This window comes from Pseudomonas sp. B7 (assembly GCF_016735645.1).
Taxonomy (GTDB): Bacteria; Pseudomonadota; Gammaproteobacteria; order Pseudomonadales; family Pseudomonadaceae; genus Aquipseudomonas; species Aquipseudomonas glycinae.
In genome coordinates this window covers 62,583-74,585 of sequence record NZ_JAERRE010000017.1, presented here as the reverse complement: position 1 = coordinate 74,585, position 12,003 = coordinate 62,583, and the positions used below count along the sequence as shown (strand labels likewise).

Sequence of the window (12,003 nt, the reverse complement as noted above, 5' to 3'; positions counted from 1 at the left end):
AGCTCAAGGCCTATGACGCGCAAGGTCGGTTGGTCGCCGAGCAGGATGCGCTGGGGGCGGTCACCGAATACCGCTACGACGATGCCGGACGGCTGATCGCGCTGATTCCGCCGGACGATGCGCCGACATCCTACGAGTACCGCAACGGTTTCCTGCACAGTCGTTCACGTGGCGATGCGGTGTGGACGTACCGGCGCAATGCCCAGGGTGACATCACCGAAGCGGTCGACCCGGACGGCCATGTCACCCATTACCACCACGATGCACAGGGCCGGTTGCTGTCGATCCGTTATCCGGATTCGGGTCGGCATGTGTTCGTGTGGAACGACCTGGGCCAACTGGTCGAAGAAAGTCTGCCGGACGGTGGGGTTCGCAAGTTTTCCTACGATGCGCTAGGGCGGCGGATTACGGCGCAGGACGAGCATGGCGCGGTCACCCGTCACGCCTGGGACGCCGTTGGCCGGCTGATCCAGACCACCTCGCCGAATGGCGCCACCCGCGCCTGGTCCTACAGCGCCTACGGCCAGATCACCGCCGAACGCGATGAACTGGGGCGCATCACCCGCTACGAATATGACGATGACCTGCATTTGGTCAGCCGGCGGATCAACCCCGACGGTACACGAGTCCAGTACCGCTACGACCATGCGCAACTGCTGCTCACGGAGATCGAGAACGAGTCCGGCGAAAAATATCGGCTGGACTACACGCCGACCGGACTGATCCGACAGGAAACCGGTTTTGATGGGCGGCGCACGGCGTATGCCTACGACCGCAACGGCCACCTGCTGGAGAAGACCGAGTTCGGCGACGACGGCTCGACGCTGGTCACCGGCTATCAACGTGATGCTGCTGGGCGTCTGCTGCTCAAGACCCTGCCGGACGGGGTCGAGGTCAGCTATCGCTATGACCGTTTAGGCCGTTTGGTCGGCGTGGATGATGGCCAGGATCACCCGCTGGCTTTCGAATATGACCTGCAGGACCGGCTGGTGCGCGAGCATCAGGGCTGGGGCACCCTGCGTTACACCTACGACGCCTGCGGCCAGCTAAGCCGGATGCGCCTGCCGGACAACAGCAAGCTCGATTATCACTACGCCAAGGGCGGCGCGCTGACCGCGATCGACCTCAACGGCGCCTTGCTCACCCGTCACGTCTACCAGAGCGGCCGCGAACAACAGCGCCAGCAAGGCCTGCTGCTCAGCGAATATGCCTACGATGAACAGGGCCGCTTACGCGCCCACGCCGTAGGCCATCAACGCAGCGCGCTGTACCGCCGCGACTTTGCCTACAGCGCCAACGGCAACCTCGAACACATCGCCGACACCCGCCACGGCCAGCGCAGCTACACGTACGACGCCCTCGACCGGCTGATCCGCGTACGCCACACCCGTGACGACCTGCCGGAAACCTTCGCCCACGACCCGGCCGGCAACCTGCTGATGCAGGACCGCCCCGGCCCGACGCAGATCAAAGGCAACCGCCTGCAAATGCAGGGCGACCGCCACTACGACTACGACGCCTTCGGCAACCTGATCCGCGAACGCCGTGGCCGCGCGCAAACCCTCGTCACCGAATACCGCTACGACAGCCAGCACCGCCTGATCGGCCTGACCCGTCCCGACGGCACCAGCGCGACCTACCAATACGACGCCTTCGGCCGGCGCATCCGCAAAACCGTCAACGGCCAGACCACCGAATTCTTCTGGCAAGGCGACCACCTGATCGCCGAAAGCAGCCAGGAACAGCACCGCAGCTTCATCTACGAACCCGGCACCTTTCGCCCCTTGGCGATGCTCGACGGCAGAGGCCCGAAACGCGCCTGCCCGTTCTACTACCAACTCGACCACCTCGGCACCCCGCAGGAGTTGACCGACTACAGCGGCGACATCGTCTGGTCAGCCAAATACAGCGCCTACGGCAAGGTCACCTCGCTGGAGCTCGCGACCGAGGACTACCTGAACCAGCCGCTGCGCTTTCAGGGGCAATATTTCGATGACGAAAGCGGGCTGCATTACAACCGGCACCGGTATTACGACCCGGACGTGGGCCGGTACCTGACGCCGGATCCGGTGAAGTTGGCGGGTGGGTTGAATCAGTACCGGTACGTGCCGAATCCGACGGGGTGGGTGGATCCGTTGGGGTTGAGCTCCAACTGTCCGCCGCCGAATAAGCCGGGATGTCCGGTGCCGGATGGGGTGAGCGGTTCGGTTGTTGACGAAGGTGAACCGCTGATTCCGAAGCCAAAATCTCGACCCGAAAATTTTGGGAGTGATGAAAAGCTTGCCGGGCATTTTGAAAAGCATGGCGCCGAATTTAAAGCGATGAGCAATGAAGAGTACTTACTCACCGCGCGAGGCGTTGTGAATCAAGGCACGCGTGTGGAGTACTTATACAAGGGAGAGGTGCGAGCAGGGTATATTCAGTTGATGGGGACTAACCGAAAAGGTGAAGCGAAATTCGCTTTCGTTGGCACCAACACCAATGATGAAATTACGACTCTACATACCAAAAGTGGAAAAGAGTTTTGGCGGACAATCAATGGTGATGCACGAGATAAAACAGTGAGGCCTGCTCATGACTAAGACGTACAAAGCATTGGTTGTAGAAATAGATCCGTATGTAGAAGAAGCTATTTTGCTGGTCGTGGAGGGCGCAGCGGTCAGATGCTTCGTGAGCTATAGCCCTTCAGAAATTGAGGTGGGAAAAACTTACGAAGTTGAGTTCGAAATGGTGCTATCTGATGAAGAATGTGTATCACCTGCACAATGCGAAAAAGCGCAGATCAAGATGCTCGGTAGTGGATTCCCCTGTGAGATTTATGGCTACCTGGATGGCGAAGTTTTCCGGTCGTTAGTCGATTTTACTGATCAGGATATCCACTACGAATTCCCACATCTGAATGGGCAATTTGTCAAAATTAACGCGGACAGAATTGATGTTTCGTTTGTTCGATAGCGAATGGCAGGGGTTAGACCGCTGCTTCACGGGTATTGGTGCGGACAGGGAAGTCAGCGTTGACCAATTAGCTGCGGCACATTGAGTTTCAGGAGGATAAAGCTGTTCAGTAGGCGCGTGCCACGTTCAACGAAGCGAGTGACCGATCACTCATCATCATCAAAATCCTCATACTCAAGCTCCTCCTCACCGTCCAAAAGCGGAACCGTCGCATCATCCATCAATGACCCCGGATCTTCATTCCCAGGATCATTGATAAACGGCAATCCGCTCGGGCCTTTTTCTTCCTTGCCTTCGGTTTCGGGGGTCATGGCGCACCTCATTAATCTCAAATGTGTAAACGTTCGAAAAGTATGGTCGCCATTCGTTCCAGCGCATGACGCGCAGGCGCAAAAAACCCGGCATAAAGCCGGGTTTCCGTAGAGGCGGTCACTCAACGATGACGATTCTTGTGTTTGTACTTGTGCTTATGACCACCGCCGGAGTGCGACTTGCCGCCATCGTCACCCAGGTTGTTGCCGACCGCGCCACCCGCCGCGCCACCCAACCCTGCGCCGATGGTTGAACCGGTGGAGCCGCCGAGGCTGTTGCCGACCACTGAACCGCCTGCGGCGCCGAGGCCACCGCCAATGGCGGCTTCCGTGCGATTGCGTTTGTTCGCTCCGACGGCACTACCGGCCGCACCGCCAACGCCGGCACCCACCGCAGCACCGGTGCTGCCGCCGAGCTGGCCGCCGACCACATTGCCCAGTACACCGCCCAGCCCACCACCGACAGCCGCGGAACCATCGCCGGCAGCCATGGCGCCTTGAGCCACGAGCAGTCCTATAACCAACGCAGTTGCAGTTAAAGTCGAGCGCATACAGACCTCACAGGTCCCGGATCGGGACGGTTCGCCCGCGGAGTGGGCTATGTGGCATTGGAGGCGAATTCGGGTAAAACGTTCAGCAACGAAAAGGCCCGGCATAAAGTCGGGCCTTTTCAGACATGCATTCGCAATCAGTGACGCTTGTGCCCCTTGGACAAGTTGCTGCCCACTGCGCCGCCAGCAGCGCCGCCCAGGCCGGCACCGATAGTCGCGCCGTTCTTGCCACCCAGGCTGTTGCCGATGATCGAACCACCCGCCGCACCGACACCACCGCCAATGGCCGCCTTTGTGCGGGCCCCCTTCTTCGCTGCCAACGCACCGCCAGCCGCGCCGGCCAGGCCAGCGCCAATGGCCGCGCCGTTGCTGCCGCCCATTTTCTGGCCAACCACGTTACCCAGCGCGCCGCCCAGACCGCCACCCAGTGCGGCGGTACCGTCGCCAGCCATTGCACCTTGAGCAACCAGAAGCCCCAGAACCAGAGCAGGCAGAGTTAAACGCATGACGAGAACCTCAACAGAAGGAATAAAAAAGGGCGCAGATTGAATGCTGTTGCCGCGGCAATGTCCAGCGTCGCCGCGCACTTGGCGCCGATTGGACAGCAATTATGGAAAAGGTTTTATGGCAGGCAAAAAAAAGCCCGCTGGGGAGACGGGCTGGAGACTTGCTTTCTAACGGATGGCTTCACCCTACCCAGCCGGGTGTGAAAAGTTTGTGAAAGAAACCAAACGAATTTGCAATTTCTGTAGGGCATTTCTCAAATAAAAGAAACAAAAACCCCGCTCAATGGCGGGGCTGTGTGGCATCCGGATTACTTCCTGGAACGTGCCGTCACCTTGGGCAGAAATTTTGCTTTAGGCCCCTTGGGGGTTGTCGACTTGATCTTGCCGGTCTGCACCGGATCCTCACCGAATCCGGCCTGATACTCCGTCTGGCCGCAGCGCACGCAATTGTTGAATGAAAACTCAGCCCCGTCGTCTTCGATGTACGGATCAGTCATCTCTTCACCCCTTTCCAAATGCGGGCCGACACCGGCAAACCCTTTTGCCTGAAAAAATATCGACCTCCAAGACTTTTGAGACTAGCCGGTCATTCCTGGACTTGTGGTTCAGATCACCCGGAGCCCGACGAATGGCCCACGGAAATTAAACACAAGGACGAACCGTTGGTCTCACGCGGCTAAAGATTCCCGGCGACCGGCCGCTGCCCTTTTTCCTACGCAATCAATCTCAAGGAGAGAACATGGAAATCAAAGGATTCCCGACACTGCCCGTTGTAAAGCTCACGGATGAACAGATCGCCGCCGGCAAAGCCGGGGCAGAGAAATTCAAGGAAAAAGTCGCTTCGGGCGAAATCGTCATCAAGCAACCGACCGGACCGAGCCCGTTGCAGCCTGGCGTCATCTACCACCCGGACCCGGCCCAACCAGCTCAGCCGGGCGATACCCCGCCTCTCGTCGCGATCGATACACCACTGACCTACGATTCGAAAGGCACTGTCCTGCTCAAACCACAGGGCTGATTGTCAGCAAAGAGCCCATTCCTTTGAATGGGCTCACAAGCCTCAGCGCAACTTGACCGCCGTACCGGTAGCAAACACCACAACCATGCCCCCCTTCCCTGCCGGCATGCTGATCTCGAAATCCACCCCGACCACCGCATCCGCCTGCAAGGCCCGCGCGCGCTCCTTGATCTCGTCAGTCGCCTGAACACGCGCCTCCTTCAACGCCCGCTCCAGCGTCTGCGAACGCCCACCGAAAAAATCCCGCATGCCCGCGAACATATCGCGGATCACATTCACGCCCTGCACCGACTCGGCACTGACGATGTCCAGATACGCCGTAATCTGCCGGCCTTCGATGGAGTGGGTGGTGGAAATGATCATGGAAGTCGTCCTTTTACTTGCCGGATAAACCGCGATTGTAATGCCTGGCCAAAGGAAGCCGAACCGATCTCTGTGACCAAAAAAAACCGAACGCCAGAATGCACAAAACCCCTAGTTTCTCTCGAAACCAGGGGTTTTGTTTACATCGAATTTGGCGGTGAAGGAGAGATTCGAACTCTCGATACAGTTTCCTGTATACACACTTTCCAGGCGTGCTCCTTAAGCCACTCGGACACTTCACCGTATCTCTTCAAACATGTTCTGTCTGTCGAGGCGCGCTAATGTAGTCGAAAGCTTTTCTGATGGCAAACTTTTTTTCAGAATTTTCATGCGGTTAAGAGATAAAGTCGTTTCCGCCACCGCAGAGCCATGGCAATCCGGCCAATCTCGGGTGAGCACGGCCCTTCTATATAGGTGTGGAGGCGTTTGCCATGGGGCACGTTGCGGCGGATAAGCCGCTCAAGGGTGACCGGTGGGTCAGTCACAGTGCTTTACCTGACCGGCGACGGTGGGTAACGTCTGCCCATCTTTCTTACAAGGAATTGCGCCATGAGCGACCTGATTGCCTACCACCTCGAAGACGGTATCGCGACCCTGACCCTGAGCAACGGCAAGGTCAACGCCATTTCCCCGGACGTGATCGCGGCCTTCAACGCGGCGCTGGATCAGGCGGTGGCGGATCGTGCCATTGTGATCATCACCGGTCAGCCAGGCATTCTCTCTGGCGGCTATGACCTGAAAGTGATGACTGCTGGCCCTAAAGAGGCCGTGTCGCTGGTGACCGCCGGCTCGACCCTGGCCCGTCGCCTGTTGTCGCACCCGTTCCCGGTAATCGTTGCTTGCCCGGGGCATGCCGTGGCCAAAGGCGCGTTCATTCTGTTGTCCGCCGACTATCGGATCGGTGTCGACGGCCCGTTCAGCATTGGTCTGAACGAAGTGCAGATCGGCATGACCATGCACCACGCCGGCATCGAGCTGGCCCGTGATCGCCTGCGTCGCTCGGCCTTCCACCGCTCGGTGATCAACGGCGAGATGTTCGATCCGCAAAGTGCAGTGGATGCCGGCTTCCTCGACAAAGTGGTCGCAGCCGAAGAACTGCAAGGCGCTGCCCTCGCCGCCGCGCGTCAGTTGAAGAAGATCAACATGACCGCGCACAAGAACACCAAGCTGAAAGTGCGCAAGGCGCTGCTGGAAACCCTGGACAACGCAATCATCCAGGATCAGGAACACTTGGGCTGACACCCGGCTCATACCGATTCAGAAAAGCCCGACCGTCGTGTCGGGCTTTTTCTTGCACGCCCCGTTGAAAACTCCGCAGCAGCTCTAGGACGCCTCTGACCAACAAGTCGGAAACATGCGCTTAAACATCGCCCATCTCCAGACTCTATAGCGGCAATTGCCGAAAACAGTGCACATCCGTACACTGCGCCACCTTTTGTCCCGATGGGCCTGAAAATGCTGTTTGTGTTTCGTATGTTATTGATGGGCCTGCACTTTATTCTGGCGGGGATACTCGGAGTGATCCTCGGGCTGTGCCGGCCATTTAATCCGGACAACAGTCGCCTGTGTGCCCGTCTCTATGCACTGCCGGCCATGTGCATTTTGCGTCTGCGGGTGAAGGCCGATGTTGGCGCGCTAATGAACAAACCCGACAGCTGCGTGATCATCGCCAACCATCAGTCCAACTACGACCTGTTCGTGTTCGGTAACGTGGTGCCGCATCGTACCGTGTGCATCGGCAAGAAAAGCCTGAAGTGGGTACCGCTGTTCGGGCAGCTGTTCTGGCTGGCGGGCAATGTGTTGATCGATCGTGGGAACGCGCACAAGGCGCGCCAGTCGATGCTGACCACCACCGACACCTTGCAGCACAAAGACACCTCGATCTGGGTCTTTCCAGAAGGCACCCGCAACCTGGGTGAAGAACTGCTGCCGTTCAAGAAAGGCGCTTTCCAGATGGCCATTGCCGCCGGGGTGCCGATCGTTCCGGTGTGTGTCAGCAGCTACATCAAGCACATGCGCCTGAACCGCTGGCACAGCGGGAAAATTCTTATACGCTCACTACCGGCGATTCCTACGGCCGGCCTGACCATGGACGACATGCCCATGCTCATCAACCAATGCCGCGAGCAGATGCGCGAATGCATCGATGCGATGGATCGGCAGCTGCAAGCCGCGTGAAAAAGAAGCCCGCCCTGTGCGGGTTTTCTTTTGCCCGCTGAACTGTGCAGATTTCACTGACTCTCAAGCAGCGACACGGCTAAGCTGAAGCCATGTCTCTCCTGCCATCTGCCAAGAAGAAGTGAATCACCACCATGGGTCGAGTTGTTGCTGCTGCGGTTTACAGCGCCGGTAAGAAAGTCACCAATATTTCCCTCGACGAAGGCGCGGCCTGGGCCGCCAAGACCGGCCACTTCGTCTGGATCGGCCTCGAAGAGCCGAACGCCCAGGAACTCTCCAACCTGCAACGCCAGTTCAACCTGCACGAACTGGCCATCGAAGACGCCCTGGAAAAACACAGCCGGCCGAAGCTCGAAACCTTCGGTGATGCGCTGTTCATCGTCACCTACTCGCCGGTGCGCGAACACGGGATTCTGCAGTTCATCGAAACCCATATCTTCGCCGGCAAGGGCTACATCATCACCGCCCGCAACGGTCACTCGGCGTCCTACGCCCACGTCCGCCAGCGCTGTGAGGCGCGGCCATTGTTGCTGGAGCACGGGGAAGATTTCGTACTGTATGCGCTGCTGGATTTCGTGATCGAAAACTATCAGCCGGTGGGCGAAGCGATCCATGCCGAGATTGATGAGCTGGAACGCAACGTATTGTGCAGCGCGCTGAATGAGCACGATATCCAGAAGCTGCACGGCCTGCGTCGCGACGTCCTGCGCCTGCGCCGTTACGCCGCGCCGATGGTGGAAATCGGCGAGGAACTGCAGAAGCTGAGCTTCCCCTTCATCGACAAGAACATGCGACCGTACTTCCGTGATGTGCAGATCCACGTGAACCGGCAGATGGAAGACCTGACCACCCTGGCCGACATCGCCAGCCAGACCATCGAAATCGGCGTGTTGCTGGAGGCGTCACGGCAGAGCGTGGTGCAGCGCAAATTCGCTGCCTGGGCGGCGATTCTGGCATTCCCGACGGCGGTGGCGGGGATCTACGGGATGAACTTCCAGAACATGCCGGAGCTGAGCTGGCACTACGGCTATTTCGGTGTATTGGGCTTTATCACGGTCGGCTGCGTGAGCCTGTGGGCGAGCTTCAAGAAATCGGGCTGGCTATAAGAAAAAACGCCCCCGTGCAAAACACGGGGGCGCCTGGATTCAAGCAGCGGTCGGCTTGTGCGCCACAAAACGCATCATCCATTCCGCAACGGTGGTGCCGTGGTGCTGATGTTCCAGACTGGCCACGCCCTTGCTGTACACCTGCTCGCCCAGCGCTTCCTGACGCAGATCCAGCAGCGCCCGCGAGTAGTCGTGAATGAATTCCGGATGCCCCTGGAAACACAGCACCTGATCGTTGATGTGGTACGCGGCGAACGGGCAGAAATCGCTGGAAGCAATCACCGTCGCGTTCTCCGGCAGTGCCGTGACCTGATCCTGGTGGCTGATCAACAGCGTCAGCTCTTCACGCACTGGGCTCATCCACGGTGCCTTGGCCGCCAGTTTGTAATTGTGAATGCCGACGCCCCAACCCTGTGTAGCACGCTCGCTCTTGCCGCCCAGCAGCAGCGCCAGCAGTTGATGGCCGAAGCACACGCCGAGCAGTTTGTCGCCGCGCTCATAGCGGGTCAGCAGGTATTGCTTGAGGGTCTGGATCCACGGGTCAGTGCCGAACGAGTCAGCCTTGCTGCCGGTGACCAGATACGCATCGAAGGTCAGGTCATCACTCGGATAATCGCCCTGCATCACGTTGTACACCGTGAACTCGGCGGCGATCGGCTGTTGCGAGAACAGGCGCTGGAACATCTGCCCGTAACCCTGATATTGATCGACCAGTTCCGGACGCAGGATGTCGGTTTCCAGAATGCAGATGCGTAGCGACATAAAAAATACCTGACACGTGATGGGAATAATGCACACCCCAGAGCCTGCCTTGAAACCACCCGGCAAGGCAAGCCCCGAAATGCGTCCCCGCCCCGTTAGAACAATTCGCCCTTCGCGGCTTTTTCCAGCAGCAGCGCAGGCGGTGCGAAACGCTCACCGTACTGCTCCGCCAGGTACTGCGCCCGGGCGACAAAGTCCTTCACGCCATATTGGTTGATGAACTGCAACGCGCCGCCCGTCCATGCCGCAAAACCGATGCCGAAGATCGAGCCGACGTTGGCGTCCGCCGTCGACGTCAGTACACCCTCCTCCACGCAACGCACGGTTTCGATGGCCTGCACGAACAGCAACCGGTCACGCACATCTTTCGGCGAAATCTGCCCGTCGGCTTTCTCGAAACGGGTTTTCAGTTCGGGCCACAGATGTTTTTGCCCACCCGCCGGGTACTCATAAAAACCGCCTCCCGCTGCCTTGCCCGGCCGCTTGTATTCGTTGAGCAGCAGGTCAATCACGGCGAACGCCGGGTGCTCAATCAGCGCTTTCCCTTCTGCTTGAAGGTCTTTGGCCGTTTGCTGACGGATATGGCTCATCAGGCTGAGGGAAACTTCGTCAGAGATCGCCAGCGGCCCGACAGGCATCCCGGCCTTGCGCGCTTCGGTCTCGATCATCGGCGCACTGACGCCCTCACCCAGCATCGCAATACCTTCATTGGTAAAGGTGCCGAATACTCGCGACGTGAAGAAGCCGCGACTGTCGTTGACCACAATCGGAGTTTTCTTGATTTGCAGTACGAAATCGAACCCGCGTGCGAGGGTTTCGTCGCTGGTTTGTGCGCCCTTGATGATTTCCACCAGCGGCATCTTTTCCACCGGGCTAAAGAAGTGCAGGCCGATGAACTTGCTTTGATCCGGTACCGCAGTCGCCAAGCCAGTGATTGGCAAGGTCGAGGTGTTGGAAGCAATCACAGCATCGGCGCCGACCACCTGTTGCGCTGCCGCCGAGACCTTGGCCTTGAGCTGACGATCCTCGAACACCGCCTCGATGATCAGATCGCAACCTGCCAGATCGGCATCGCTTTCGGTCGGCTGGATACGCGCCAGCACCGCTTCACGCTGCTGCGCAGACATTTGCCCACGAGCGACTTTTTTATCCAGCAGCGCCGCCGAATGCGCCTTGCCCTTTTCGGCAGCAGCAAGGTTGATGTCCTTGAGCACCACATCGATTCCGGCCACAGCGCTGACGTACGCGATTCCCGCCCCCATCATTCCGGCGCCAAGCACGCCCACACGCTTCGTCACATAAGGCGCAAAACCCTGCGGCCGCGAACCGCCGGCATTGATTTCATTGAGCTGAAACCAGAAGGTGCCGATCAGGTTTTTCGAGATCTGGCCGGTGGTCAGTACGGTAAAGTAGCGGGTTTCGATCAGGTGCGCCGTGTCGAAATCCACCTGCGCGCCCTCCACCGCCGCGCAAAGAATCTTCTCCGGTGCCGGCAACGTGCCTTGGGTTTTGGTGCGCAGGATCGACGGCGCAATCGCCAGCATCTGCGCAACTTTCGGATTGGATGGCGTGCCGCCGGGAATCTGATAACCCTTCACATCCCAACGCTGCACGGCCGCAGGATTGGCCAGAATCCACGCCCGGGCCTTGGCCAGCAGCTCATCGCGATCCGCCGCCAGTTCATCGATCAAACCTGCCTGCAACGCCTGCTGCGGACGGACTTTCTTGCCTTCAAGCAGATACGGCAAAGCCTTTTCGATGCCAAGCATGCGCACCATGCGCACAACTCCGCCGCCGCCCGGTAATAAACCGAGGGTCACTTCCGGCAAACCGAGTTGCACCGACGCATCGTCCAACGCAACGCGGTGGTGGCAGGCCAGGCAGATTTCCCAGCCACCGCCGAGTGCCGCGCCGTTGATCGCCGCGACCACCGGTTTGCCGAGGGTTTCCAGGGTGCGCAACTGGCCCTTGAGGGTCAGCACCATGTCGTAGAAGGCCTTGGCTTCGGGCTTGCCGACCTTGATCAGTTCATTCAGGTCGCCACCGGCGAAGAAGGTTTTCTTGGCCGAAGTGATGATCACCCCGGCGATGTCATCTTTTTCCGCCAGCAGTCGGGCGACGCTGTCGGCCATGGCCTCGCGGTACACCGCGTTCATGGTGTTGGCGCTCTGGCCCGGCATGTCGATGGTCAGGAGGACGATGCCGTCCTGGCCTTTTTCGTAACGAATGGCTTGGGTCATGACAGGATTCCTT

At 58.9% G+C, this 12,003-nt stretch carries 13 protein-coding genes and 1 tRNA gene; 6 read left to right on the top strand and 8 right to left on the bottom strand.

Going from position 1 to position 12,003, the window contains the following annotated elements:
• Both JKA62_RS29090 and JKA62_RS27965 read left to right on the top strand, forming a co-directional pair.
• The coding region (locus JKA62_RS29090) for an RHS repeat-associated core domain-containing protein (protein ID WP_201820452.1) at positions 1–2,582 on the top strand (2,582 nt) is incomplete at its 5' end.
• Positions 2,575–2,955, top strand: coding sequence for a hypothetical protein (locus JKA62_RS27965; RefSeq protein WP_011333230.1), 381 nt, complete (start codon positions 2,575–2,577; stop codon positions 2,953–2,955). The genes JKA62_RS29090 and JKA62_RS27965, both read left to right, overlap by 8 nt.
• Positions 2,956–3,101: 146 nt before the next feature.
• Here JKA62_RS27965 and JKA62_RS27960 read toward each other — a convergent pair whose 3' ends face one another.
• The 4 genes from JKA62_RS27960 to JKA62_RS27945 all read right to left on the bottom strand — a co-directional run bounded on the left by JKA62_RS27960 (position 3,102) and on the right by JKA62_RS27945 (position 4,820).
• Positions 3,102–3,266: a hypothetical protein gene (locus tag JKA62_RS27960; RefSeq protein ID WP_181457919.1), complete on the bottom strand. Its 165-nt coding sequence runs from the start codon at positions 3,264–3,266 to the stop codon at positions 3,102–3,104.
• Positions 3,267–3,388: 122 nt separating this feature from the next.
• A complete protein-coding gene (locus tag JKA62_RS27955; protein WP_011333228.1) occupies positions 3,389–3,817 on the bottom strand; it encodes a glycine zipper domain-containing protein in 429 nt (142 codons plus the stop codon).
• Between the two features lie 137 nt (positions 3,818–3,954).
• Positions 3,955–4,323, bottom strand: a complete 369-nt coding sequence (locus JKA62_RS27950; protein WP_011333227.1) for a hypothetical protein — start codon at positions 4,321–4,323, stop codon at positions 3,955–3,957.
• A 308-nt stretch (positions 4,324–4,631) separates the two neighbouring features.
• Entirely contained in the window at positions 4,632–4,820 is a 189-nt protein-coding gene (locus JKA62_RS27945) for a hypothetical protein (RefSeq protein WP_041475182.1), read from the bottom strand.
• A gap of 242 nt (positions 4,821–5,062) precedes the next feature.
• On the opposite strand from JKA62_RS27945, the gene JKA62_RS27940 reads away from it, so the two are divergent.
• A complete protein-coding gene (locus JKA62_RS27940; protein WP_011333226.1) occupies positions 5,063–5,341 on the top strand; it encodes a hypothetical protein in 279 nt (92 codons plus the stop codon).
• Positions 5,342–5,383: 42 nt separating this feature from the next.
• On the opposite strand, the gene JKA62_RS27935 is transcribed toward JKA62_RS27940, so the two are convergent.
• Complete coding sequence (locus JKA62_RS27935) at positions 5,384–5,704, bottom strand: YbjQ family protein (protein WP_007959944.1); 321 nt, start codon at positions 5,702–5,704, stop codon at positions 5,384–5,386.
• 152 nt (positions 5,705–5,856) lie between these two features.
• Positions 5,857–5,946: transfer RNA gene (locus JKA62_RS27930), tRNA-Ser, on the bottom strand.
• A gap of 307 nt (positions 5,947–6,253) precedes the next feature.
• Here JKA62_RS27930 and JKA62_RS27925 point away from each other — a divergent pair.
• From JKA62_RS27925 to JKA62_RS27915, 3 genes are all read left to right on the top strand, one after another.
• A complete protein-coding gene (locus JKA62_RS27925) occupies positions 6,254–6,943 on the top strand; it encodes a crotonase/enoyl-CoA hydratase family protein (protein ID WP_011333225.1) in 690 nt (229 codons plus the stop codon).
• A gap of 216 nt (positions 6,944–7,159) precedes the next feature.
• Positions 7,160–7,882: a 1-acylglycerol-3-phosphate O-acyltransferase gene (locus JKA62_RS27920; protein WP_041475519.1), complete on the top strand. Its 723-nt coding sequence runs from the start codon at positions 7,160–7,162 to the stop codon at positions 7,880–7,882.
• 134 nt (positions 7,883–8,016) lie between these two features.
• Positions 8,017–8,988: a magnesium and cobalt transport protein CorA gene (locus JKA62_RS27915; protein ID WP_011333223.1), complete on the top strand. Its 972-nt coding sequence runs from the start codon at positions 8,017–8,019 to the stop codon at positions 8,986–8,988.
• 39 nt (positions 8,989–9,027) lie between these two features.
• Here JKA62_RS27915 and JKA62_RS27910 read toward each other — a convergent pair whose 3' ends face one another.
• Both JKA62_RS27910 and JKA62_RS27905 read right to left on the bottom strand, forming a co-directional pair.
• On the bottom strand, positions 9,028–9,750 hold the full coding sequence (locus tag JKA62_RS27910; protein ID WP_011333222.1) for an amidotransferase: 723 nt from the start codon (positions 9,748–9,750) through the stop codon (positions 9,028–9,030).
• A gap of 95 nt (positions 9,751–9,845) precedes the next feature.
• Positions 9,846–11,990, bottom strand: a complete 2,145-nt coding sequence (locus JKA62_RS27905; RefSeq protein WP_011333221.1) for a 3-hydroxyacyl-CoA dehydrogenase NAD-binding domain-containing protein — start codon at positions 11,988–11,990, stop codon at positions 9,846–9,848.
• Positions 11,991–12,003: the final 13 nt, after the last annotated feature.